The organism is Tsuneonella dongtanensis (genome assembly GCF_001698205.1).
GTDB lineage: Bacteria > Pseudomonadota > Alphaproteobacteria > Sphingomonadales > Sphingomonadaceae > Tsuneonella > Tsuneonella dongtanensis.
The window spans coordinates 1,598,388-1,622,477 of record NZ_CP016591.1 but is presented as its reverse complement, the minus strand read 5'-3'; the positions used below and the strand labels follow the sequence as shown (position 1 = coordinate 1,622,477).

General features: G+C 66.7%; 26 protein-coding genes. 17 read left to right on the top strand and 9 right to left on the bottom strand.

Annotated features, from left to right (window positions below):
- Window positions 1-145: 145 nt before the first annotated feature.
- Window positions 146-841: a sulfotransferase family protein gene (locus A6F68_RS07875; RefSeq protein WP_067678257.1), complete on the top strand. Its 696-nt coding sequence runs from the start codon at window positions 146-148 to the stop codon at window positions 839-841.
- On the opposite strand, the gene A6F68_RS07870 is transcribed toward A6F68_RS07875, so the two are convergent.
- Window positions 838-1,473 (bottom strand): ribonuclease HII, encoded by a 636-nt coding sequence (locus A6F68_RS07870; RefSeq protein WP_157096688.1) that lies wholly within the window; start codon window positions 1,471-1,473, stop codon window positions 838-840. The two genes, A6F68_RS07875 and A6F68_RS07870, sit on opposite strands and share 4 nt — an antisense overlap.
- Here A6F68_RS07870 and A6F68_RS07865 point away from each other — a divergent pair.
- The 6 genes from A6F68_RS07865 to A6F68_RS07840 all read left to right on the top strand — a co-directional run bounded on the left by A6F68_RS07865 (window position 1,466) and on the right by A6F68_RS07840 (window position 6,314).
- Window positions 1,466-2,647: a PQQ-dependent sugar dehydrogenase gene (locus A6F68_RS07865; RefSeq protein WP_067678255.1), complete on the top strand. Its 1,182-nt coding sequence runs from the start codon at window positions 1,466-1,468 to the stop codon at window positions 2,645-2,647. The genes A6F68_RS07870 and A6F68_RS07865 overlap by 8 nt on opposite strands.
- A 54-nt stretch (window positions 2,648-2,701) precedes the next feature.
- Entirely contained in the window at window positions 2,702-3,226 is a 525-nt protein-coding gene (locus A6F68_RS07860) for a GNAT family N-acetyltransferase (RefSeq protein WP_067678253.1), read from the top strand.
- Between the two features lie 24 nt (window positions 3,227-3,250).
- A complete protein-coding gene (locus A6F68_RS07855; RefSeq protein ID WP_067678250.1) occupies window positions 3,251-3,790 on the top strand; it encodes a DUF1285 domain-containing protein in 540 nt (179 codons plus the stop codon).
- Complete coding sequence (locus tag A6F68_RS07850) at window positions 3,787-4,386, top strand: CoA pyrophosphatase (protein WP_067678247.1); 600 nt, start codon at window positions 3,787-3,789, stop codon at window positions 4,384-4,386. Before A6F68_RS07855 ends, A6F68_RS07850 begins: the two co-directional genes overlap by 4 nt.
- Window positions 4,379-5,557: a CCA tRNA nucleotidyltransferase gene (locus tag A6F68_RS07845; RefSeq protein WP_067678244.1), complete on the top strand. Its 1,179-nt coding sequence runs from the start codon at window positions 4,379-4,381 to the stop codon at window positions 5,555-5,557. The genes A6F68_RS07850 and A6F68_RS07845 overlap by 8 nt, the downstream gene beginning before the upstream one ends.
- A 244-nt stretch (window positions 5,558-5,801) precedes the next feature.
- Entirely contained in the window at window positions 5,802-6,314 is a 513-nt protein-coding gene (locus A6F68_RS07840) for a hypothetical protein (protein WP_067678241.1), read from the top strand.
- 75 nt (window positions 6,315-6,389) lie between these two features.
- Here A6F68_RS07840 and parC read toward each other — a convergent pair whose 3' ends face one another.
- Window positions 6,390-8,684: a DNA topoisomerase IV subunit A gene (gene parC, locus A6F68_RS07835; protein ID WP_067678238.1), complete on the bottom strand. Its 2,295-nt coding sequence runs from the start codon at window positions 8,682-8,684 to the stop codon at window positions 6,390-6,392.
- Window positions 8,685-8,773: 89 nt separating this feature from the next.
- Between parC and A6F68_RS07830 the strand changes: the two genes are divergently transcribed.
- Window positions 8,774-9,319 (top strand): type 1 glutamine amidotransferase domain-containing protein, encoded by a 546-nt coding sequence (locus tag A6F68_RS07830; RefSeq protein WP_067678235.1) that lies wholly within the window; start codon window positions 8,774-8,776, stop codon window positions 9,317-9,319.
- A 130-nt stretch (window positions 9,320-9,449) separates the two neighbouring features.
- Window positions 9,450-10,328 (top strand): DUF4349 domain-containing protein, encoded by an 879-nt coding sequence (locus tag A6F68_RS07825; protein ID WP_084001755.1) that lies wholly within the window; start codon window positions 9,450-9,452, stop codon window positions 10,326-10,328.
- 29 nt (window positions 10,329-10,357) lie between these two features.
- Here A6F68_RS07825 and A6F68_RS07820 read toward each other — a convergent pair whose 3' ends face one another.
- From A6F68_RS07820 to A6F68_RS07805, 4 genes are read right to left on the bottom strand one after another with little or no spacing between them, the layout of a single operon-like run.
- Window positions 10,358-11,287 carry an alpha/beta hydrolase gene (locus A6F68_RS07820; RefSeq protein WP_084001754.1) on the bottom strand — a complete coding sequence of 310 codons (930 nt, stop codon included), beginning with the start codon at window positions 11,285-11,287 and terminating at the stop codon, window positions 10,358-10,360.
- Window positions 11,288-11,330: 43 nt separating this feature from the next.
- Entirely contained in the window at window positions 11,331-11,663 is a 333-nt protein-coding gene (locus tag A6F68_RS07815) for a 2Fe-2S iron-sulfur cluster-binding protein (RefSeq protein ID WP_067678229.1), read from the bottom strand.
- Window positions 11,660-12,721 carry a cysteine desulfurase family protein gene (locus A6F68_RS07810; RefSeq protein ID WP_067678227.1) on the bottom strand — a complete coding sequence of 354 codons (1,062 nt, stop codon included), beginning with the start codon at window positions 12,719-12,721 and terminating at the stop codon, window positions 11,660-11,662. The genes A6F68_RS07815 and A6F68_RS07810 overlap by 4 nt, the downstream gene beginning before the upstream one ends.
- Window positions 12,718-13,806 carry a cysteine desulfurase family protein gene (locus A6F68_RS07805; RefSeq protein ID WP_067682297.1) on the bottom strand — a complete coding sequence of 363 codons (1,089 nt, stop codon included), beginning with the start codon at window positions 13,804-13,806 and terminating at the stop codon, window positions 12,718-12,720. Before A6F68_RS07805 ends, A6F68_RS07810 begins: the two co-directional genes overlap by 4 nt.
- A gap of 110 nt (window positions 13,807-13,916) precedes the next feature.
- On the opposite strand from A6F68_RS07805, the gene A6F68_RS07800 reads away from it, so the two are divergent.
- Window positions 13,917-14,573, top strand: a complete 657-nt coding sequence (locus tag A6F68_RS07800) for an alpha/beta hydrolase (RefSeq protein WP_067678225.1) — start codon at window positions 13,917-13,919, stop codon at window positions 14,571-14,573.
- Window positions 14,574-14,664: 91 nt separating this feature from the next.
- Entirely contained in the window at window positions 14,665-15,333 is a 669-nt protein-coding gene (locus A6F68_RS07795; RefSeq protein WP_067678223.1) for an energy transducer TonB, read from the top strand.
- 27 nt (window positions 15,334-15,360) lie between these two features.
- On the opposite strand, the gene A6F68_RS07790 is transcribed toward A6F68_RS07795, so the two are convergent.
- Window positions 15,361-15,564, bottom strand: a complete 204-nt coding sequence (locus tag A6F68_RS07790) for a hypothetical protein (RefSeq protein ID WP_067682294.1) — start codon at window positions 15,562-15,564, stop codon at window positions 15,361-15,363.
- A gap of 104 nt (window positions 15,565-15,668) precedes the next feature.
- Between A6F68_RS07790 and A6F68_RS07785 the strand changes: the two genes are divergently transcribed.
- Complete coding sequence (locus A6F68_RS07785; RefSeq protein ID WP_067678221.1) at window positions 15,669-16,052, top strand: DUF3597 domain-containing protein; 384 nt, start codon at window positions 15,669-15,671, stop codon at window positions 16,050-16,052.
- Window positions 16,053-16,092: 40 nt separating this feature from the next.
- A complete protein-coding gene (locus tag A6F68_RS07780) occupies window positions 16,093-17,922 on the top strand; it encodes a DUF885 domain-containing protein (protein WP_067678219.1) in 1,830 nt (609 codons plus the stop codon).
- On the opposite strand, the gene A6F68_RS07775 is transcribed toward A6F68_RS07780, so the two are convergent.
- Together A6F68_RS07775 and A6F68_RS07770 are read right to left on the bottom strand one after the other, a co-directional pair.
- Window positions 17,919-18,413, bottom strand: a complete 495-nt coding sequence (locus A6F68_RS07775; RefSeq protein WP_067678216.1) for a DUF937 domain-containing protein — start codon at window positions 18,411-18,413, stop codon at window positions 17,919-17,921. The two genes, A6F68_RS07780 and A6F68_RS07775, sit on opposite strands and share 4 nt — an antisense overlap.
- Window positions 18,414-18,523: 110 nt before the next feature.
- A complete protein-coding gene (locus tag A6F68_RS07770) occupies window positions 18,524-20,137 on the bottom strand; it encodes a phosphoenolpyruvate carboxykinase (RefSeq protein ID WP_067678213.1) in 1,614 nt (537 codons plus the stop codon).
- A gap of 218 nt (window positions 20,138-20,355) precedes the next feature.
- On the opposite strand from A6F68_RS07770, the gene A6F68_RS07765 reads away from it, so the two are divergent.
- From A6F68_RS07765 to rapZ, 4 genes are read left to right on the top strand one after another with little or no spacing between them, the layout of a single operon-like run.
- The gene (locus A6F68_RS07765; protein ID WP_067678210.1) at window positions 20,356-21,123 is read left to right on the top strand and encodes a response regulator transcription factor; all 768 of its coding nucleotides are present in this window, start codon (window positions 20,356-20,358) and stop codon (window positions 21,121-21,123) included.
- A complete protein-coding gene (locus A6F68_RS07760) occupies window positions 21,116-22,678 on the top strand; it encodes a sensor histidine kinase (protein ID WP_067678207.1) in 1,563 nt (520 codons plus the stop codon). Before A6F68_RS07765 ends, A6F68_RS07760 begins: the two co-directional genes overlap by 8 nt.
- Window positions 22,679-22,681: 3 nt before the next feature.
- A complete protein-coding gene (locus A6F68_RS07755) occupies window positions 22,682-23,116 on the top strand; it encodes an HPr kinase/phosphorylase (protein ID WP_067678204.1) in 435 nt (144 codons plus the stop codon).
- A gap of 46 nt (window positions 23,117-23,162) precedes the next feature.
- On the top strand, window positions 23,163-24,089 hold the full coding sequence (rapZ, locus tag A6F68_RS07750; protein ID WP_067678196.1) for an RNase adapter RapZ: 927 nt from the start codon (window positions 23,163-23,165) through the stop codon (window positions 24,087-24,089).
- Window position 24,090: the final 1 nt, after the last annotated feature.

Here is a 24,090-nt window from a genome sequence, read left to right as displayed (position 1 = left end):
TCCGGCACAAGATGTTGAGTCCATGTGGAATCGCCGGACTCGATATCGTGGGGTGTGGCGCGGAAGACTCGGATTGGCGATTTCGCTTGTTTCCTCTCGGGCAGATGCCATCCTCCGCAGCGGGACGCATGGAGGGAGGAGCGGAATGGCTCTCGAAGTGATCGGTGCGGGCCTGGGGCGCAATGCGACCTTTTCGCTGAAATTCGCGCTGGAGCATCTGGGCTTCGGTCCATGCCACCACATGTCGGAAGTGTTCGCCGATGCACGCCGGCAGGTGCCGTTGTGGATCGACGTCGCGGCGGGGAAGCCCGACTGGGACGAAGTGTTCCGCGGCTTCCGCTCAACGACCGACTATCCCGCATGTACCTATTGGCGCGAGCTGGCGGACTATTACCCGGACGCGAAAGTCGTCCTCACGCACCGCGACCCCGACAGCTGGTTCGAATCGGTGAGCGAGACAATCTTTTCCGAGGCGCTGCAGGGGGGCCTGCGCGGAACGCCGACCGGCGACATGATGCACGGCAACATCTTCCGGCACTTCGACGGCGGATCGCTGACCGATCGCGCCTTCATGACCGACTGGTACCGCCAGCGGAACCAGGCAGTCATCGACGGCCTGCCGGCCGACCGCCTGCTGGTGTTCCACCCCAAGGACGGCTGGGAGCCACTGTGCGCGTTCCTGGGCGTTCCGGTGCCGGCGGAGCAGTTTCCGCGCGTCAACAGCCGGGACGAGATCTTGGCGGCCAGGAACGATCGCGGCGGCCTGCCTCCCTCGCCCGAAGATGCGGAGCGGTTCGGCCGCAAGTACATCGACCAGCTGAAGATCAAGGCATTCGGCTAGGCCGCGAACAGGTCCGCCTGCGCGACGGGGGCGAAGCTGCGGCGGTGGAGCGGGCATGGACCGTGCTCCCGCAAGGCGGCGAGATGGTCGGGCGTACCGTAGCCCTTGTTGCGTTCCCAGCCGTAGTGGGGGTGCGCGGCAGCCGCGTCGCGCATCAACCGGTCGCGCCATTCCTTGGCGATGATGCTAGCGGCGCCAATCGCCGGCTCACGTGCATCGCCGCCGACGATGGGCTTCGCCGCCCAGCGCCACTCGACGCACCTCCCATGCGGTGTCAGGTTGCCGTCCACCAGCACCACCTCGGGATCGCGCCCGAGCGCCTCGACCAGCCGGGATACCGCCAGCGTCATCGCCAGCATGGTCGCGCCGAAGATGTTCAGCCGGTCGATTTCGTCGACATCCACGATACCCACGCCCCACGCGCAGCGCCGCCGGACTGACACGTCGACCTTCGCCCGATCCGCGGGGGACAGTTTCTTGGAGTCGCCGATACCGCCCGGTCGAGGCTTGCAAAGCGCTACCGCCGCTGCGACGACTGGACCGGCCAACGGCCCCCTTCCCGCCTCGTCGACACCGACGACGAGCGGCGTGGAGCCAAATCGCGAATGAGGTGTTCCTGCCAACATGACCATGCGCCCGACCGTACTCGCCCTTGTATCCCTCAGCGCCCTCGCCGCGGCAAGCTGCGGCGCGCAGACCACCGGGGATACCCCCGGGGCGCGATCGACGCAGGCCCCTGTCTCGACGATGGCGACTCCCTTCGCGATCAAACCGCACGGCGCATACAACGAGCCGTGGGCGGCCGCGTTCGCCCCGGGCACGCCGGTCCTGTTCATCACCGAAAAGAGCGGGACGATGAAGTTCTTCGATACCCGCGCCGGTCGGGGTGGCACGGTGACGGGCCTCCCGACGGTCGATTCCGGCGGCCAGGGCGGGCTTGGCGACATCGCCTTCCTACCGTCGGAGAAGGCGGCCACGCTTTCGCGGCGTACGATCTACCTCACCTGGGCCGAAGCGGGACCCGACGATACGCGCGGCGCCGTCCTGGGCCGCGGGACGCTGGTTTGCGAGGAGGCGGATGCCTGCCGCATCGATGGCATGACGGTGATCTGGCGCCAGCCCAAGGTGTCCGGCCGCGGGCACTATTCGCATCGAATCGCGATCGCGCCCGACGGCAAGTCGATCTTCCTCGCCAGCGGCGACCGGCAGAAAATGGACCCGGCGCAGGATACCGCGAACAACCTCGGTTCGGTGGTCCGCCTCAACCTCGATGGTACCCCGGCAGCCGGGAACACGTTCTCCGGGCAGGCAGGCAAGGCGCAGGACATCTGGTCGTTCGGTCACCGCAACATCCTCGGCCTGCAGTTCGACGCCCAGGGTCGCCTGTGGGACCTCGAGCACGGACCGGCCGGGGGCGACGAGCTCAACCTTGTCACGAAGGGCGCCAACTACGGTTGGCCGGTCGTCTCGGAGGGCAAGCATTATGACGGGCGCGCGATCCCCGCGCACTCCACCCGGCCCGAATTCGCCGCCCCGGCGATCAGCTGGAACCCGGTGATCGCTCCCGGCGATTTCGTGTTCTACTCGGGCAAGCTGTGGCCCGAGTGGAAGGGCCAAGCCCTGATCGCCGGGATGAAGCCCGCCAGCGTGGTGCGGGTCGGCATCGATGGCACCCGGGCCACCGAGCTGGCGCGCTACGCGATGGACAAGCGCATCCGCGAGATTGTCGAGGGGCCCGATGGAGCGCTCTGGCTGCTCGAGGACAAGGCGGGCGGAAGGCTGCTCGAACTGCGGCCCAACAAATAGTTTAGCGCGAACGTCCTCGACTCCGCTGCGGCTCGCCCGTATCGGCGCGCGCCCATGCCCACTATCGTGCCCCTGTCCGCGGTCGACCCGCAGCATGTCGAGGACCTGCTCGACGCGGCGTTCGAACCCGAACGGCGGGGCCGCACGTCGTACCGCATCCGCGAGGGCACCGACTGGTTGCCGATGCTGAGCTTCGCCGCGCTCGACGACGAGGACTGGCTGGTGGGCTCGATCCAGGTCTGGCCGGTCGCGCTGGCAGCGCCGGACGGACGCGCGCATCCCCTGCTCATGGTCGGCCCCGTCGCGGTCCTGCCGGCGCACCAGGGAGAGGGCTATGGCAAGGCGCTGATGGCTGCCGCGCTCGGCGCCATCGATCCGGCCGCCGCCCTGCCCCAGGTCCTCATCGGCGATCCGCCATACTATGGCCGGTTCGGTTTCGTCGAAGCTCCCCGCGGCTGGCACTGCCCCGGCCCGTGGGAGCCCGAGCGCCTGCTCGTGCGCTGTAACAACCCGGCCATCCTTCCCCCGGCGGGCATGCTGGGTCCGTGGGCAGGAGCCGCGAGCCGCTTGGCGAACTGACGCGGTTCTGGCATCGCCGCGCCGATGCCCTACGAGCCGCCTCCCGAAATCGCCGGAATGTCGCTCGCCGAACTCGCGGCGGCGGTGGCGGAGCGCAAGCTGCCGCCGGTAGAGCAATGGTCCCCCGCGCACGTCGGTGACAGTCACATGGCGATCCTTGCGGACGGAACCTGGACCCACGAGGGATCGCCGATCTCGCGCCCTGCAATGGTGCGCGCTTTCGCATCGCTCCTGATGCGCGACGAGGCCGGCCGGCACTGGCTGGTGACGCCGGTGCAGAAGCTCTCGGTCGAAGTCGAGGATGCGGCGTTCGTCGCCACCGATGTAACCCAGCGCGATGGAGCGCTCGCCTTCCGCCTCAACACCGACGAAATCGTGATCGCCGGCCCCGATCATCCGCTGCTTGCGCGTGGGGATGCGGAGACCCCCGCGCTCTACCTCGCGGTGCGACGCGGGTGCGAAGCGCGTCTCAACCGGTCGACCTACGAGCAACTGGCGCTCCTCGCGGATCGCGACTGGCGGGTCTCGAGCGAGGGCGCGACCTTTTCCCTGGTGCCGAGGTGAGCGCGCTTTTCGATCGCCTTTCGCGGGTCCTCCATGCCGGTCATGCGCGCGAGGTCGAACTTCTGACCGACGCGATGGCGCCGCCCGATCTTCTGCGCCCTGCCGCTGTACTGATCGCGGTGACCGAACGCAGCGACCCGGGCGTGCTGCTCACCCACCGGCCCGAGACGATGCGCAGCCACGCCGGACAGGCGGCTTTTCCGGGTGGCAAGATCGATCCGGGCGAGGATGCGGTCGAGGCGGCCCTGCGCGAGGCGCACGAGGAGCTTGGCATCGACCCGCGCGACGTGCGGGTGATCGGTCCATCCGATCCGTTCCGTACCCGCACCGGTTACGACGTCACCCCCGTCCTTGCGGTCGTGCCGCCCGACCTGCCGATCCGGCCGAACCCCGCGGAAGTCGCCGACTGGTTCGAGCCGCCGCTCGCCTATGTCCTCGACCCGGCCAACCGGATGCCGCGGACGGTCGAGTGGGAGGGAGCCCAGCGCACCTATTTCGAGATCGTGTGGCAGGGGCATCGCATCTGGGGCGTGACCGCGGCCATTATCGGCAACCTGTCGCGCCGACTGGAGCTGGCGGAGCTGTTCGATGGCTGAACTGCCGCAGGCCGAATGGACCCAGCGCCCGGAACTCGCCCGGCTTATTGCCGCTCTCGGTCCGGGCAACGCACGATGGGTCGGCGGCGCGGTGCGCGACACGCTGCTCGGTCACGAGGTCGCCGACATCGATGCCGCGACCCCGCTGGAGCCGGTCGAAGTGATCGACCGGCTCGATGCCGCGGGCATCCGCACGATTCCGACCGGCATCGATCATGGCACGGTGACCGCGATCATTGATGGCGGGAACGTCGAGATCACGACGCTGCGGCACGATGTCTCAACCGACGGCCGCCGCGCGACGATCGCCTTCGCCAACGACTGGAAGGACGATGCGGCGCGGCGCGATTTCACGATCAACGCGCTCTATGCCGACCCGCTGACCCTTGAGATCCACGACTATTTCGGCGGGGTCGATGACCTTGCCGCGCGCCGCGTGCGCTTCATCGGCGACGCACGCCAGCGCATCCGCGAAGACCACTTGCGTATCCTGCGCTACTTCCGCTTCCAGGCGCGCTTCGGGGCAGAGCTGGACGCAGAGGCCGAGGAGGCCTGCGCCGAATTCGCCCCCATGCTCAAGGGTCTCAGCCGCGAGCGCGTCGGATGGGAATTGCAGAACCTGCTGTGCCTGCCCGATCCTTCCGCCACGGTCATGCGGATGCGCGAACTCGGCGTCCTGCAGGTGATCCTGCCGGAGACTGGCCGGAACGAGGTCGACAAGCTTGCGCAGCTCGTCGCGGCTGAGAAGAGCCATCGAATAGCGCCCGACGCGATGCGCCGGCTGGCCGCGCTCCTGCCCGCGGTGCCGCCGGTGGCGGAAACGGTCGCGGCGCGGCTGCGGCTGTCGCGAAGCCAGCGCGACCGGCTCGCCTGCGTGGCCGCGCGCGACATGCGCGATGGCGACGACCCGCGCGGGCTCGCCTATGGGATCGGGCTATCGTGCGCCATCGACCGGCTGCTGCTGACCGGCGCTGACCCTTCACCATTGGAAAACTGGGATGTGCCCGTCTTCCCGCTCAAGGGCGGCGAGATCGTCGCCCGCGGCGTGAAGGCCGGGCCGGAGGTCGCGCGAATCCTTCAAGGCATCGAAAAGCGCTGGGTGAGCGAGGGATTTCCCGTGAGAACGCGCGTGGAAGAGATGCTCGAAGAGGCGATCGCAAGCAGGGCCTGACCTTTCAGCCAGGCTTCAGGCTTCCTGTGCCATGGTCCCGAGGTTGCCTTTTCATTCGCCCCGCGGATAAGGGAGCAGGCCGCCGAGCGGCCGCCAGCGCGTTTCGGCCCATGGGGCCGTCCGTCCCGCCGGTCGGGACACCTCGCGAAGCAGCGCTTCGTATCACCCGCGCGAACAACCAAGTCTGGCCGTGAAGCGGGCGTGCCTGCGATCGCGGCGCCATGTGAACCGATCGGAGACCACAATGAAATTTACCCGTCTGGCCGCCAGCGCAGCCATTGCCGCCATCCTTCTTCCCGCAGCCGCGTTCGCGCAGGTCGCCGCCGGGGCCAAGGTCTATGGGCCGCAAGGCAATGAGGTTGGCACGATCGTCAAGGTCGAAGGGGGCATCGTCACTCTCGACACGGGTGCGCACAAGGCTCCCCTGCCCGAAGACGCCTTCGGCAAGGGCGACAACGGGCCGACGATCACCGTCACGAAAGCGCAGATCGATGCCATGATGGACGAGCAGGTCGCCGCCGCGAAGGCCGCCCGCGACAATGCGCTGCTCGCCGGTGCCGCTGTCGTCACCGCCAAGGGCGCGCCGGCCGGCACGATCAAGTCGGTGGAGGGCGATGCCGTCGTGCTCGAAAGCCCGACCGGCCCGGTCGCGCTGAAGCGCGAGCACTTCGCGGTCAATCCGCAAGGCGCTCTGATGGCTCTGTTCACCGCAGACCAGATTGCCGCCGCGACCGATAGCGGCGAGACCTCCGAATAACCGAAGGCTCAAAACCCCTCGAGCCCTTCGGGTCGTGGAACGGGTCGGCAGCGAAAACGCGCAGCCGGCCCGTTTTCAGTTCTGGAAGCGATTGCTCTTCGGAAAGCCCGTCGGCGGCAGACGGCCGGCCGCCCCCCGCGCTACCTTCCATTGCCAGATGTCCGTCTCGGTCCGGGTCCGGCCGCTCTCGCCGCCCATCGCCCAGCTGAGGCCGTCGTCGAGCTTGAAGGTGGTCGCGTCGCTGAGACCGCCGTCGCGGTAGCGCTGGAGCGTCACGCCCTGCCCGCGGCCGAGGATCGGCAGTTCCTCGAGGTGGAAGACGACGAGCTTGCGGTTGTCGCCGACCACCGCGACATGGTCGTGCTCGGCGGCGATCTCGCGCACCGCGGCGACCTTCTGCCCCGCCTTGAGATTGACCACCTGCCGCCCCTTGCGGGTTTCGGCGAGCAATTCGTCGGTTTCTGCCGCAAAGCCCTTGCCGCTCGTCGCGGCGAGCAGGAGTTGCCCCTTGGGCTTGTACACCAGCGCGGTCACGACCTGGGCCTCGCTGTCGATATCGATCATCGTGCGCACCGGCTCGCCAAAGCCCCGCGCGCCCGGCAACTTGTCGCAACCCAGCGTGTAGAACCGCCCGTCGTCAGCGGCGAGCAGCAGCTTGTCCGTCGTCTGGGCGTGCAGCGCGAACGCCGGACCGTCGCCCTCCTTGAACTTCCAGTCCTGGTCGAGCGGGAGGTGCCCGCTTGCCCCGCGGATCCAGCCGCGCTGCGACAGGATGATGGTGATGGGCGCCTTCTCGATCATCGCGTCGGGATTGAATTCGACGGTGGGGGCGGCTTCGGCGATCGTCGTACGGCGTGCGCCGAGCTTGGTGTCGGGACCGTATTCCTTGCGTAAGGCCTCGAGGTCCCGGCGTAGTCGCGTGCGCTGGCGCGCGGGCGAGCCGAGCAGCTTCTCGAGCTCTTCCTGCTCCTTGATGAGGTCGTCGCGCTCCTGCCGCAGCTCCATCTCCTCGAGCTTGCGCAAGCTGCGCAGCCGCATGTTGAGGATCGCCTCGACCTGGCGGTCGGTGAGGGAGAATTCCTCCATCATGATCGGCTTGGGCTCGTCCTCGGTGCGGATGATCTCGATCACCCGGTCGAGGTTGAGGTAGGCGACGATGTAGCCTTCGACGAGTTCGAGCCGCTTCGCGATCTGGTCGAGCCGGTGACGACTGCGGCGCTGGAGGATGTCGATCTGGCTCGCGATCCAGTGCTGGAGCAGCTCCTTCAGCCCCATCACCATCGGCACTCGCTGCGCATCGAGCACGTTCAGGTTGAGCCCGAAGCGCGTCTCGAGGTCGGTCAGCTTGTAGAGCGATTCCTTGAGCAGTTCCGGATCGACGTTGCGACTACGCGGCACGAAGACGATGCGGATATTCTCGTCGCTCTCGTCGCGCACGTCTTCGAGAATCGGCAGTTTCTTGTCCGCGATGAGCTGGGCGACCTGCTCGATCAGCTTGCCCTTCGCCACCTGGTAGGGGATTTCGCTGACCACGAGCTGCCACTGGCCGCCGCCCAGCCGCTCGATCCCGGCCTGGCGGTCCGCTTCCTCCTTCGCCTCGGCGGCGTGGAACCGTGCGCGCATCCGGAAGCTGCCGCGCCCGGTCTCGTAAGCCGCCGCGATCGTCTCGGCGCTGTCGACGACAAGGCCGCCGGTGGCGAAATCGGGCCCGTGGAAGAGCTCCATCAGCCGCGCGTGCTCGGCGTGCGGGTTGTCGACCAGTTCGAGCGTCGCGTCGATCACCTCGGCGACGTTGTGGCTGGGAATGTTGGTCGCCATGCCGACCGCGATGCCGCTGGACCCGTTGGCGAGCAGGTTGGGGAACAGCCCGGGGAAAATCTCGGGTTCCTGCTCCTCGCCGTTGTACGTCGGGATGAAGTCGACCGTGCCTTCGTCGAGACCCTGCATGAGGAGCATCGCGGTGCGGGTCAGCCGCGCCTCGGTGTAGCGGTAGGCGGCGGCGTTATCGCCGTCGATATTGCCGAAGTTGCCCTGCCCCTCGACCAGCGGATAGCGCAGCGCGAAGTCCTGCGCGAGGCGCACCATCGCGTCGTAGACCGACGCATCGCCGTGCGGGTGATACTTGCCGATGACATCGCCGACGACGCGCGCGCTCTTCTTGAACGCTTCGGTGGGGTTGAGCTTCAGCTGCCGCATCGCCCACAGCAGGCGGCGGTGGACCGGCTTCAACCCGTCGCGCAGGTCGGGCAACGAGCGCGCCGTGATCGTGGACAGCGCATAGACGAGGTACCGTTCAGACAGCGCGCTGTCGAACGGGGCGTCGACGATCGCGTCGAAGGGGTCTTTCTCGGCTTCGATGAGGTCTGCCATGCGGGTCGCCCTAGCAGCGGCACGGGCGGACGCTCAACGCCGGAACGCTCCGCTATCCCCACGCGTATGGTGGGCAAAGGAGACTCCCCATGCCCAAGCGCGTACTCATCATCGCCACCGACGGTTTCGAGCAGTCGGAACTGGAAAAGCCCAAGGCCAACCTGGAAGCCGCCGGCTTCGAGACGGTCGTCGCCAGCCTCGAGGATGGCGAGATCAAGGGTTGGGACCAGAAGGACTGGGGCCGCGCGGTCAAGGTCGACATGACGGTCGAGGAAGTCAGCGAAGGCGATTACGACGCGCTGCTGCTTCCGGGCGGGCAGATGAACCCGGATATCCTGCGGATGAACGACACGGTCATCGATCTGATCGAGGACTTCAACGACGCGGGCAAGCCGATCGCGGCGATCTGCCACGCACCGTGGCTGCTGATCGAGGCCGACATCGTCGACGGCAAGACCGTGACGAGCTGGCCCTCCCTGCGCACCGATCTCGAGAACGCGGGCGGAAACGTTGTCGATCAGGAAGTGGCCATCGACGGCAACCTCATTACCAGCCGCAATCCCGATGACATTCCGGCGTTCAGCGAGGCCCTCATCGCCGCACTTCAGCAGGAAAAGGTGCCCGAAGACGCCTGATCTGTTCGAAACAAAGCATTGAAATTCAAGGCCTCGCCGGGCGACCGGCGGGGCCTTTTTGCATCCCTCTTGAATTATGGCAAAACCAGGGCATGATTAAGGCTGAAATAAGGCAAGAGAGGATTTGCATATGAAGAAGGTTCTGTTCGGCTCGTGCGCGCTCGCGCTCGTCCTCGCCGGTTGCAGCGAAAACGCCGAGCGTCAGGATGGCGTGGGTGCCGCGATGGAGGCTGCCGCCGATTCGGCAGTCGCGGAGGAGATGGCCCAGCCCGCTGCGGCCGCCGACGACCAGATCGCCGGTCGTGCCGAGCTTCCCGCGAACATGCCCAAGCTCGCCTACGCGTACGGGCTTTCGTACCGGCTCCCTTCCGATCAGATCGGCAAGCTCATGCGCAGCCATGCGAACCTCTGCGAGCAGCAGGGCCCGTCCTCGTGCCGGATTGTCGGGATGGATCTTTCGGGCGACGTGGAGGAAGACACCGTGCGCGGCACGCTCCAGCTCGCCGTCGCCGCAAGCCACGCGCGCGCTGTGAGCGCGCTGATCGAGGACGAAGCCGAGGGCGCCGGAGCCGAGCAAGCCAAGGCGACCATCGGCAGCGAGGAAGTATCCAAGCAGATCGTCGATACCGAGGCCCGCATCCGCGCACGGGAGGAACTGCGCGACCGGCTGCTCGAGGTCCTGCGCACCCGCAAGGGCAGCGTGAACGACCTCGTGGCGGCCGAGCGCAGCGTCGCCGAGGTCAACGAGGAGATCGACCAGACGCGCTCATGGCTCGCCGAGACCAAGGGGCGGGTCGCCTTCAGCCGGATGGACATCGACTATGCGCCGGCCACCGCGGTTGCCGGAGACTTCACGGCGCCGATCGAAGGGGCACTCGGCTCGCTCGGCAGCATCCTCGGCAACATCGTAGCGGTGCTGATCGTGCTGCTCGCCATCGCGTTGCCGACGGGCGGGTTGGTCGCTGGCGCGATCTGGTTGCGGCGCAGACTGGCGGCAGTGCCGAGCTGATCCCCGTCGCGCTCTCGCCCGCGTCGGCGTCAGCGGTCCAGGGTTTGGACAACGTAGTCGGGTGTTCCGTCGAACATATGCCGGGCAACGAACCGGGCGTGCGCCTGCGCCATACTGGCGCCGCCCGGTCGAATGGAGAAGAATCCGAGCGGACCGAAGCCGTGCCCGCCGCCGCGTATGGTCGTGTGCGCAAACGGGATGCCGGCGGCTGCACTCGACTTGGCCAGTGCCGTGGCTGCAGAGGGGGAGACCACTTCATCGGCATCGCCGTGCACGATGAGCAGTGGCGGCTCGCCGAGATCCATGACGCCGTCGAGGAACAGTTGGCCATAGTAATCGACCACCGCCCGCGGTCGCGGCGCATCGATCCCGAAATCGTCCAGCGCATAGGCGACATTCAGGGCAGTCATCGCTCCGGCGGATGCGCCCCATAACCCGACCCGTCCGGAATCGAGGCAGAATTCCTTACCCTTGACGGCGAGCCAGTTCATGGCTGCGACCGTATCTTCCGCAGCCGCCGCGGCAGCCGCGCTGCGCGCGCCGAACCGGTCGGGATCGGCCTTGCGGAAGTCTTCGGGGAATTTGGCGTAGCGCGGTGAAGCCGCCGGGCGGTCGCCCTGCAGGCGGTACTGGATCGACAGGGTCGCGATGCCCTCCGCCGCCAGGGCGGCAGCGATCGTGGGGACAGCATTGCCGCTGTTGCTTCGCTCCACGAAACCGCCGCCATGGATGAAGACGACCGCCGGTCGCGGCGACGTGCAGGGCGACTGCGGCGCATAGAGATCGAGATGGAGCGGCATCGATCCATTCTCGGTAGCGCCGAAGCCGTAGACGATCCCGCCAGTCTTCTGGGGTTCCGGGGCGGACGTGCCGGTGCTGCTGGCCACTGCGATCGCCCCTTGCCCTGCCAGGGCAGCCAGACCAATCAAGGTCATCGCAAGGCGGAGTGGTTTCGCCATCACGCCGTCACCAATTCTTGTCCACTGATCGGCACGCCTCGTCCTACAGCCGCCGGGCGTCGTGGCTGTCGGCGGGCACCCGCACGGCAAGTCCGTCGAGGTCCGGCGTCAGCTCGATCTGGCACGCCAGCCGGCTCGTGCGGCAGGCGCCGGCGGCAAGGTCGAGCATGTCCTCTTCCTCTTCGCTCGCGGGAGGCAGGCGGTCGAACCATTCGGCCGCGACGATCACGTGACAGGTCGAGCAGGCCATCTGCCCTTCGCACGTACCCTCCAGCGGCAGACCTTTCGCCTGGCCGAGGCGGAGGAGGTTGTCGCCCGGCTCGGCCTCGGCCTCGATCACGCCCCCGCGCGGCTCGGTAAAGGTAACCTTTATCATTGCGCGTCCGCCGCGGCGTTGATCATGGCGGCTGCTTCGTCGATTTCGTCCATGGTCGTATAGCGTCCGAACCCAAGCCGGATGGAATTCCTGGCCTCGGCATCCGACAAGCCGATCGCCTTTAGGACGTGGCTTGGCCGGCCCGAGCCGCTGGCGCAGGCGCTGCCGGCGGAGAACATCACCTCGCGACAATCGCTCATCAGCCGGGCGACGTCGAGGCCGTCCTTGCGGATATTGAGATTGCCGAACCAGCGGGCCGAAGCGCTGCCGTTCAGTTCCCAATCGCCGAACAGCTCGCCCACCCTGTCCCACAGCGCTTCGATGTGCGCGCGGTCCGCCGTCATCCGCTCTTTCGCCAGAGCCGCTGCGGCGCCCATCCCGGCCACGAGAGCGGGGCTGACGGTGCCCGAGCGCAAGCCGTGCTCCTGCCCTCCGCCGGTCTGCACTTCGGTCAACTCGACACCATTGCGCACCCACAGAGCGCCGACACCCTTGGGCCCGTGGAACTTGTGCGCGGAGACGGCGATCATGTCGGCAAGAGTGACCGGCAGCTTGCCGCAGGCCTGCACCGCGTCGCACAGGAACAATGCTCCTGCCGCCTTCGCCTTGCGATGCCAGTCGAGCGTGGGCTGGATCGTCCCGATCTCGTTGTTCACCTGCATCACCGCGACGAGCCGCGTCCTTGCGGCAAGATCCTGCGCCGGATCGCACAGTCCTTCGCCGTCGACCTTCAGCACGTGCGCGCCCTCTGCGGTGTCGAGAACGGCGGCATGCTCGATTGCCGATACGGCGACCTTGCCCTCGCCGCGCGTGCCGCGGATCGCAAGGTTGATCGCTTCGGTCGCGCCGCTTGTGAAGATCACCCGTCCGCCCGGCGGCATGAGCGCGGCGACCTGGTCGCGGGCGTGCTCCACCGCGGCCCTGGCCATCCGGCCCATCCGGTGCGCCGAATGCGGATTGCCGAACCCCTCGCCGCCGGGCCCGTCGAGCCATCGCAGCATCGCCTCCCGCGCCTCGGGCGCGAGAGGGGTCGTGGCCTGGTAGTCCAGATAGATCATGCGTTTGCCATATCCAGCCACACCTCGCAGAAGCGTTCCACCTCCGCACGTGTCGTTGTCCAGCCGAAACTCACCCGGATGGTGCGGTCGGCGATCTCGTCCGGCACGCCCATGGCAGTCAACACATGGCTGCGCTTCATCGTGCCCGACGAGCACGCCGAACCCTGGCTTACCGAGATACCCGCCATGTCGAAGCGCATGAGCTGCGCTTGCGCCGACATCCCGGGCATGGCGATCGCACGGATGTACGGCGTGGGATCGGACAGGCGATCGGACAGCCATTCGCCGCCGAGCGCGCGAACCTCGCCGGCAAACGCATCGAGCGGTTCGAGCACGGAAGGGTCTATGTAGGGATCGGTGCAGGCTTCCAGCGCGGCCGCCATGCCCAGAATACCAGGCAGGTTCTCGGTCCCGCGCCGGTAGCCACGCTCCTGCCCGCCCGACGGGTGGAGCATAGCGTAATCCTTGACGAGCAGCGCTCCGACACCGACCGGCCCGCCGAACTTGTGCGCCGCCACGATCGCCATGTCCGCCATCTGCGGCAGTTCGAACTTGCCGGCGCTTTGCGCGCAATCCACCAGGAGCAGTCCTCCGTTGTCGTGCACGAGCTCGGCACCGAATCCGATGTGCTGGCGATTGCCCGTTTCCGAATTGACGTGCTGGACCGCGACCAGCGAGCGGTTTTCGGGATCGTCGACCAGCAGGTCGGAGGGGCGACTTTCGGCCGACAGCGCCATGAGGTCGGCCGCTCCGTCGGGGCGCACCGGCAGTGTCCATTCGGGCCGGTCGCCGCGCAGCACCGCATCGTGTTCGACAGCGGTCGCTATGTCGTGAACGGCGTTCGCCGCGTTGAGCGCAATCTCGGCTGCCTCGCTTGCGCCGGACGTGAAGATCACCTCGCCTGTCCAGCCGAGAGAATTACGAATCCGGTCCCGGGCATTCTCCAGCGCACTGCGTGCCGCCCGCCCTTCCGCGTGCGGACTGGAAGGGTTGGCCCACAGGGCAAAGCCTTCTTCGAGCGCCGCGCGCGCCTCTGGGCGCAGCGGGGTGGTGGCCGCATGATCGAGATAGATTCGGGAAGGTATCGTCACGATTGCGATTTTTGCCTCCGTGCCTATATAGCCGCGCACCCGCGAGGCGCCAGCGCCGCCTCGTGTAACCAATTCAGCGAACTCTTTTCTTCTAAGGCGATTTCATGCCCTCAGTGATCTTTCCCGGCCCCGAAGGCCGCCTCGAAGGCCGTTTCAGCCCGGGGCCGCGTCCGCGCGCGCCTGTTGCGATGATCCTCCACCCGCACCCGCACGGCGGGGGCACGATGAACGACCGGATCGTCCAGCGGCTGTACAAGACCTTCGTCGATCGCGGGTTCGCCGTGCTGCGCTTCAACTTTCGCGGCGTGGGCCGCAGCCAGGGCAGCTTCGACAACGGTGTGGGCGAGCTCAGCGATGCGGCGTCGGCGCTCGACTGGGTCCAGTCGATCCACCCGGAGGCGCAGACCACCTGGGTTGCCGGCGTCAGCTTCGGCGCACTGATCGGAATGCAGTTGCTCATGCGGCGTCCCGAAGTGCGCGGGTTCATCTCGGTATCGGCTCCGGCGAACATGTACGACTTCACGTTCCTGGCCCCCTGCCCGGCCAGCGGCATCTTCGTGCACGGTGCGCAGGACACTGTCGTGCAGCCGAATTCGGTCGAGAAGCTGGTCGAAAAGCTGCGCACGCAGAAGCACATCACGATCCACCACGACGTGATCCCGCGGGCGAACCACTTCTTCGAACACGAGATCGACGACATGATGCTGTCGGTCGACAAGTACCTCGACTTCCGGCTCTCGCCCGACTGCCCGATCCGCTGATACCGTTCGTTCGGTGGCGCTTTGCGACGCGAAACTGCTTGCGCTAGGTATGTGATGTTGTAACATCAAATGTCGAGAGAGGAGACTCGACATGGCATACCTGCAGAACACCAGCTGGAAGGATCGTCCGGGAGCGATCGCCGGGGTCGTCGCGATCCACGGGGTCATCGGCTACGCCCTGATCACGGGATTGAGCTTCACGCAGATCATCGAGCGGGTGAAGAACCCCCAGGCAGTCGATGTGGTGGTCCCGCTCCCCGTGCCACCGCCGGAACCGCCGAAGCCCCAGCCCGACGAAGCGGTAATCGATCGGCCGATCGTGGCTCCCAAGCCGCTGATCGACGTGAGCCCGGTCAAGCCGGTGATCGACACGACGCCGATCATCATCCCGACGCCCGATATCCAGCCCCGCGTCATTCCAAGCCCGACGCCGGCCTTCACTCCCGCCGCGCGGCCGGCGTTCGACCCGGTCGGCGCGAAGCCCAAGAACAACCCGGGCAACTGGGTAACGGTGAACGATTATCGTTCGAGCTGGATCAACCGCGAATGGACCGGGACCGCGCGCTTCCGGCTTCAGGTGGGCGCCAACGGCAGGGTAGAGAGCTGCACGATAACGTCCTCGAGCGGACACCCTGAGCTCGACCAGGCGACATGTGCGCTCGTGACGCAACGCGCGCGGTTCGATCCGGCGAAGGATGAGGCCGGCGCAAAGACAACCGGCAGCTACAGCAACTCGGTCCGCTGGGAACTACCGGAGTGACGCGAAAGGTACGCGGTCGGCCCGATCCTACCGCGTGCCCAGCTGCCCGACCGGCGAGCGCCCCTCGTCGTCGGGCAGCGTCCAGATCGCGACGTTGATCACCGCGATCCCGGCCAGCACGAGCATCAGCATCGCCTGCCTGCGCATGCCCGGCTTGCGCCACAGCCAGACCGCACCGGCGACCAGCGCCAGGGCGGCAAGGACGAGCAGCGAGAGCACGGTCGAAATCATCTGCTTCCCATAGCTGTTGCCGATCACCCGGAACAGCCCGCCCGCGAAGGGGTTTTACTCGCATACGGGCGGAATGGCCGCCCTTTCCCGCGGGAGCGCAATACATGAGCATTTTCGGCAAGATCAGGGACGCAATCTTCGGCAAGGCGAAAGCGGCTCCTGCGCCCTCCCCGACGATCGATACCACACAGGCACCCGGCTCCCCGGCGCCCGAACCCTCGGAAGCAGCGGCCGTCACCGAGATCGACGTCACCAACAGCCTCGATTCGATGCCGGGCGCAGACCACCTCAACTGGCGTACTTCGATCGTGGACCTGATGAAGCTGATCAACGTCGATTCGGACTACGACAGCCGCAAGGCACTGGCCCAGGAGATGGGTCGCACCGACTATTCGGGCACGGCAGAGGACAATGTCTGGCTGCACAGGCAAGTAATGAGCGAACTTGCGCGCAACGGCGGCAAGGTCCCTGCGGAATTTCTCGACTAACGACTTTGACAGTCACTGAAGGTCGCGACACAGGGCCGGAATGACGAGCCATTGCGATTTCACGCGCCGCCAGGCCCTCGCGGGTCTTGGCGGCGTTTCCGTCGCCGCACTCAGCGGGTGCGCGACTACCGCCTTAAGAACGCCCGGCATTTCTCCCGAGCTCCTCCTCGAGGAGATTGCGTGGAACCTGCTCGAACACAAACCGGGCCGCGCTACCTCGCTGGGGGTCGACACCGGTACCCGCGCTCGGCTGCGCGGCCTTCTCGAGGATACCTCGGCCGAAGGACAGGCGGAGATAGCGGCCACCCTTCGCAGCGACCTGGCGCGGGCGCGCGCCGTCGACACCGCCCCGCTCGATGCCGCAAGCCGCACCAGCTTCGAGGTGGTCGAGAGCGCATACTCGACCGCCCTCGACGGGTTTGCCCTTCCCTATGGCGATGTCGCCGTCGGCAGCTGGCGGAACAGCCCCTACGTCGTGCTCCAGAACGTCGGCGCCTACCTTGATCTTCCGCGGTTCATGAGCGCCCAGCATCCGGTGCGTGACCGCGACGATGCCGAAGCGTATCTTTCCCGTCTCGAGCAGATACCGCGGGTGTTCGAAGGCGAGCTCGGCCGTATCCGGGCTGCACGCAGCATCGGCCTCGTTCCGCCCGGGTTCCTTCTCGACAAGGCCATTGGCGCAATGGAGCGCTCGATCGCCGATGCTCGCAGCGCCGAAGGCACATATGTCACGGGTCTGACAAGACGCAGCGAAGCCATTCCCGGCAACTGGGGCGCACGTGCGCGTGCACTGACACCCGCCATCGCCGAAGCCCTCGATCGTCTGCTTGTCGAATTAAAGACACAGCGCTCGGTCGCGGACATGGACCCCGGCATGTGGAGCCAGCCCCGCGGTGACGAGTGGTACGCCTGGGGCCTGCGGGCGGCGACGACAACGCGCCTCACTCCCGACGAGATTCACTCCATCGGCTTGCGCGAACTCGACGAGATCCATGCCCGCATGGACACGCTGCTTCAGCAGGCAGGCTATGCGCAGGGTTCGGTCGGCGATCGCATGAAGGCGCTTGCGGAAGACCCGCGGTACAAGTTCTCGCAAGGCGACGCGGGACGCGCCGAGATCATGGCATTCATCGAGCAGCGGCTCGCCTGGATAAAGGCGCAAATGCCGCGCGCCTTTGCGCATGTCGTCGACCCGAACATGGAAGTCCGCCGGCTTCCGCTCGCCGAGGAACCGGGCGGTCCGGGCGCATACGGTGGCGCCGGGTCGAAGGATGGTACGATCCCCGGCAGGATGTGGATCAACCTTCGCACGACAGACCTTCACCGCAAGTACGATCTGCCGACTCTTACCCATCACGAAATGGTGCCCGGCCATATCTGGCAGGGGGAATATTCGAACCGGCTTCCCCTGATCCGTTCCATCCTCTCTTTCAGCGCGTTTTCCGAAGGCTGGGCGCTCTACGCCGAGCAGCTGGCCGACGAGCTTGGCGCCTATGATGAAAATCCGCAGTGGCGGCTCGGCTATCTTCAGAGCCAGGCCTTCCGGGCCTGCCGTCTGGTCGTCGACACCGGCCTCCACCACAAGCGCTGGAGCAGGCAGCAGGGAGTCGACTTCTTCGTCAACCGAAACGGCGACAACGCGGACTCCATCGCGAGCGAGGTCGATCGCTATTGTTCGTGGCCCGGTCAGGCGTGCGGCTACAAGATCGGCCATACGGAAATGAACCGTCAACGCACCCGGGCCAAGGCGGAGCTCGGGGCGCGCTTTGACCTGCGGGCATTCAACCAGGCCGTCGTCGATGGCGGCAACGTGCCGCTCGACGTCATGGCACGCACGGTCAGTCGATACGTGGCTGGAGCGAGATCCTAGCGTCTCAACATCCCGGTCACGACCTGCCCGAGAATTCCGCCAATTGCGCCGCCCAGGGCACCGCCCGCGCCGCCCTGCGTGCCGCTGCCCTTCCCCTTCATCATGTAGCCGACCACCGCCATCGCGAGGATCGGCAGCATCTTCTTGAGCAGCTCGGGCGGCAGACCTGTCGAACCGGCGACTTCTTCGGCGACGCCGCGGCTTACGTCCTTGCTGCCGAAGATCTGGCCGAGGATGTCGTTGCCCGGCCCTGTCGGAGTCGGCCCGGCGCCAAGGACGCTGTCGAGCAGGCCGCCGCCCAGCCCGCCGCCGAGTATGTCGCCGAGGCCGCCGCCGCTACCACCCGGCCCGGCCTGGCTGCGTCCCATACCCGCGACGATGGCGGGCAACAGCGCGCCGGCAGCGGTCTTGGCGGTTGCGGAGTCGATATTGAGTTCGCGGGCCATCGAATCGATGGCACCCGACTGTTGGAGGACCTGGCTCAGGTTCATGGCGATTGGCTCCCTATCCGGCATGTTACTTCTCGCACTCAACGCACCAGACAAGAAAAGGCCCCGGTCCGGTTTCCCGGCCGGGGCCCTCCTCTCCAACTGGTGAGGCGTCAGGCGTTCTCGGCCTGAGCAACCGGCGCGGCATCGCGCACGCCCTGGTCGACGTGCTCTTCGAACTGCGCGAAATTGTCCACGAAGAGCTGCACCAGCTTGTGCGCGGTGCGGTCGTATTCTTCCGGATCGGCCCACGCGGCGCGCGGGTCGAGCAGGTTGGCGTCGACGCCCGGCACGCTGACCGGCACCTCGAAGCCGAAGTTCGGATCCTTGCGGAACTCGACGTCGTTGAGGCTGCCGTCGAGCGCGGCATTGAGCAGCGCGCGGGTCGCCTTGATCGGCATGCGCTTGATGCCCGGCTCGCTCGCCTTGCCGCCGCTCCAGCCGGTATTGACCAGCCAGCAGGTCGCGCCGCCCTCGGCGATGCGCTTCTTGAGCAGGTTGCCGTAGACGCTGGGGTGACGCGGCATGAACGCCGCGCCGAAGCAGGTGCTGAACGTCGCGGTCGGCTCGGTCACGCCGATCTCGGTGCCGGCGACCTTGGCGGTGTAGCCGGACAGGAAGTGATACATCGCCTGGTCGGGCGTGAGCCGCGCGATCGGAGGCAGCACGCCGAACGCGTCGGCGGTGAGCAGGATGATGTTCGACGGCGGCGGCCCGAGGTTCTTCTCGCTCGTGTTCGGAATGAACTCGATCGGATAGGCGCCGCGCGTATTCTCGGTCTTGCTGTCGTCGGTGAAGTCGAGCTCGCGCGTGTCCGGGTCCATCGTCACGTTCTCGAGGATCGTGCCGAACATCTTCGTCGTCGCGTAGATCTCGGGCTCGCCTTCCGCCGAGAGATTGATCATCTTGGCGTAGCAGCCACCCTCGAAATTGAAGACCGCCTGGTCCGACCAGCCATGCTCGTCGTCGCCGATCAGCGTGCGGCTCGCGTCGGCCGAAAGGGTGGTTTTGCCGGTGCCCGAAAGGCCGAAGAAAATCGCGCTCTTGCCGTCGGGGCCGATGTTGGCGCTGCAATGCATCGGCATGACGCCCTGCGCGGGCAGGAGGAAGTTCAGGAGGCCGAACACGCCCTTCTTCATCTCGCCCGAATATTCGGTGTTGCCGATCAGGATCAGCTTCTCGGTCAGGTTCACCGCGATCACCGTGTCGCTGCGGCAACCGTGGCGCTCGGGATCGGCCTTGAAGCTCGGCAGGTTGATGATCGTGTATTCGGGCGTGAAGTCCGCAAGCTCGTCGGCGGTCGGGCGGACAAGCAGCGTACGGATGAACAGGTTGTGCCAGGCGAGCTGGTTGATGACGCGGACGTTGACGCGGTATTCGGGCTGGCTGCCGCCGAACAGGTCGGCGACGAACAGCTCGTCCTGCCCCTTGAGCTCGGCGAGGAAATCGGCCTTCAGCACATCCCAATGCGCCTGGTCCATCGGCTGGTTGATCGCGCCCCAGTTGATCGTGCTCTCGGTCGTCGCGTCGCGGACGACGTACTTGTCCTTGACGCTGCGTCCGGTGAATTTCCCGGTATCGACCAGCAGCGCACCGTCTTTCGTCAGTCGACCCTCGCCCCGCTTCAGCGCTTCTTCGACGAGCGCGGCGGTGCCGAGGTTGGCGTGGATGGCGGCGGGGGTTTCGATGCCCTGCGCGGACAGCGGGTCAGCAAGCGCGGCAGTCACTTGGGTTCTCCTGGTATCAGGCGAAAATTCGGTGCGACCGGCCCTGCCATCCGTCGCTGTGCATACGAATGCGCGGGGCCCTGGCCCGGCGCATAGTCGGCAATCCGATTCCCGTCAAACCGACCCGTTGACGGACAGACGAAGCGTTTTGTTGTGCGGCCCAAAGGTGCAGCATTGCCGCGTTGCGGCGAACGAGCGCAAAGGCTAGGCAATCCCACATGCAGGCAGACGCGACAGAGCCACTTTCGCCCGGCACCCCCCGCGCTTCGGACCGCACGACGATCGCGCTGGTCGACGATGATCGCAACATTCTGACGACCGTTTCGATCGCGCTCCAGGCCGAAGGATTCGCCACCCGCGTCTATTCGGATGGCGAGGCAGCGCTGAAGGCCATCACCGAAAATCCGCCCGATTTCGGCGTTTTCGACATCAAGATGCCGCGGATGGACGGAATGGAGCTCCTCCGCCGCGTGCGTGAACAGCATCCGACGCTGCCCATCATCTTCCTCACCAGCAAGGATGAGGAGCAGGACGAGGAAGCCGGTTTCGAGATCGGGGCCGACGATTACATCGCAAAGCCCTTTTCGCTGCGCCTGCTCATCGCGCGTATCCGCGCGATCCTGAAACGAAGCGGTGCGACGGACCTGCCCGAGGCTGGCGGCGGCATCGCGCCTGAACCGGGCCCGGTGATCGAGCGAGGTCGACTGAGGATGGACCCGGCGCGTCACCAGGTGACGTGGGAGGGACGCCCGGTATCGCTCACCGTAACGGAATTCCTCATTCTCGAGGCGCTCGCCCAGCGACCGGGGGTCATCAAGAGTCGCAACCAGTTGATGGACGCGGCGTACCCCGACGACGTCTTCGTCGACGACCGGACGGTCGACAGCCATATCAAGCGCATGCGCCGCAAGTTCCGCAGCGTAGACCGCGAATTCGGCGCGATCGAAACGCTCTACGGCGCAGGCTACAGCTTCGCCGATGGCTGACCCTTCGGAGCGGTTGCTGCGCTTCGAACCGGGGCGGCGGCTGTCGCTCACCCCTCGCCTGCTGATCATCAACCTGCTGCCGCTGTTGCTGCTGGGCGGCGGGGTTTTCTACCTCGACAGCTATCGCAAGCAGCTGCTCAACGAGCGGTACAAGCTGGCGCGGGTCGAAGCGCAGATCACGGCCGAAGCGCTGGCCGGCGCATCGCGCGAACGGCAGGAGGCCCTGCTGATCCAGATCGGCAAGGAACAGACCATGCGCCTGCGCATGTTCGATGCCGAGGGCAAGCTGTGGGCCGACAGCTTCGCCCTCGCCGAGCCCAGCTTCGCCTTCGACAAACCGGGTGACGAGACCTGGCAGGAAGATCTTGCGCGCTGGATGGATCGCGCGGTCGACACCATCGTCGGTGCCGATCCGATCCCCGACTACGTCGAACCCGACGACCCGGATGCCGACGCGTGGCCGGAACTGAAGCGGGCGCGCGAGGAAAACCTGACCCAGATCCAGTTGCGCGACGCAAGCGACGGTTCGCCCGTGATCAACACCGCCGCTCCGGTCGGCCTGCTAGGCGCGACATTGCTGACCACGCGCAACGCGGTCGACATCACGCAAGAGGTGCGCGAAGCGCGCAGCACGCTGATCCTCGCGGTGCTTCTCGCGCTGTTCATGTCGACCCTCCTGTCGCTTTACATGGCGCGCACGATCGTCACGCCGCTGCGGATGCTCGCGAGCGCGACCAACCGAGTCAGGCTGGGTCGGGAGCGCCAGGTCGAAGTGCCCCGCCTGCCCGGACGGCGCGACGAGATCGGCCAGCTGGCCCGCGCCATCGCCGACATGACCGACACGCTGCGCCAGCGGATCGACGCGGTGGAGCACTTCGCTGCCGACGTCGCGCACGAGATCAAGAACCCACTCGCGTCCTTGCGCAGTGCGCTCGAGTCTCTCGGGACCGTCGATGACCGCGACCTCCGCCACCAGCTCAACGCGATCGCGGCGCATGATGTCCGGCGGATCGACCGGCTTGTCAGCGAAATATCCGAAGCCAGCCGGATCGACGCCGAGCTATCGCGCGCGACCTTCGAACCGATCGATCTGGTCGCGCTGGCGCAGAACATCGTCGGGCGCCGCGAAACCCGGGACGAGAACGGCGGTCGACCCGTGACGATTGCGCAGCCGATTGGCGGCGCGACCGTGATGGGCGTGCCCGTCAGGCTCGAGCGGGTCATCGACAACCTGCTCGACAATGCCGTCTCGTTCTCTCCGTCGCGCGCGCCGATCGAAGTCGTCATCGACCGTGCAGACGGTCTCGTGACGCTGTCTGTCAGCGACCGCGGTCCTGGAATTCCGGAGGAGGCGCGCGAAAAGGTCTTTCGGCGATTCCACTCGGACCGGCCGGAAGACGAGGGCTTCGGGCAGCATAGCGGCCTGGGTCTCGCCATCGCGCGGACCATCGCCGAGGGACACGGCGGGACATTGATCGCGGAATCGCGCGCGGACGGAGACGAAGGCGCATGCCTCGTCCTCACTCTTCCCGATGCGTTGGCCAATCGGCGCTAGACGATGACCGAGGTGCTTCGCCAGGTCACTGCGGTCGCGATCAAGGGCCGCGCCGTGCTGATCGAAGGGCCCCCGGGAAGCGGGAAGTCGACCCTTGCACTGACCCTGATCGATCGGGGAGCGATCCTCGTGGGCGATGACGGAGTGGCCCTGGAAGAGCGCGGCGGCGTTTTGTGGGCGGGCCCGCCGCTGGCGACCGAGGGCCGACTGGAAGTGCGCGGCGTCGGGCTAGTGACAGTGCCGGCAGCAGCTGCTCCCGTAGCCCTGGTGCTGAAGGCGCATGGCGATCCACCGCGCTTCGTGGAAGCTGCGGGGGAGACCGAAATTGCCGGTTTCGCCATTCCCAGCCTCCCCTTCGACCTGCACGCCGACGGAGCAGCGTTGCGGGCCGAATATGCCTTGACCCTTCACGGGTTGCCCCACGGCGGGTCGATATGACCGGAGCCGCTTTCCATGTGGTCCGGGTTGCGTCAGAGCCGGTTTCGTGAATTCCGACTCCAGTCCTGAGGCGCAGCGCCAGCGCGTGGTCCTGGTGACCGGGCTCAGCGGCGCGGGCAAGACCACCGCGCTGCGGGTTCTCGAGGACCTTGGCTGGGAAGCGATCGACAATTTTCCGATCCGGCTGCTCGAGAGACTGGTCGGCGCCGAAGCGGCGTCCGGAGAAGCGCGCCCGCCGCTTGCGATCGGCTTCGATTCGCGGACCCGCGGCTTCGTCCCCGATGCGATCATCGCGCGCTGGAAGAAGTTGTCCGCACGGCCTGACCTGGCGGTAACCACCCTATATCTGGACTGCACCAGCGCCGAGCTGGAGAGACGCTACAACGAAACGCGCCGGCGCCACCCGATGGCAAGCGGCCGCCCTGTGATCGAGGGCATCCAGGCGGAACGCGAGCTGATGGAGCCGCTGCGGCGCTGGGCCGAAGCGGTGATCGATACCAGCGGGCTTACCTCGAGCGAACTGCAGCAGGCGATCCGCGATCGTTTCGCCGACGCACCCGGCGAGGCGATGACGGTCAGCGTATCGAGCTTCGGCTTCGCAAGGGGCATGCCGCCCCTCGCCGACCTGGTGTTCGACATGCGGTTTCTCGACAATCCGCACTGGGATCCCGAATTGCGCCCGCTCACCGGCCTGGAAGACGCGGTTTCGCGGCACATCGAGCGCGACCCCGCCTGGGGCGAGGCATTCGAACGAATCCGCGACCTGATCCTGCTGCTGCTTCCGCGTTATGCGGCGCAGGGAAAGACCTACGTGAATATCGCCTTCGGCTGTACCGGCGGGAAACACCGCTCGGTCCATACGGCCGAGGCTGTCGCGGAGGCCTTGCGCGGGGCCGGATTTTCGCCCACTGTCATCCATCGCAATCTGGGTTCGCGCGCCGCAGACCAGCTCGAAGGGCAGCCGCAGGCATGAC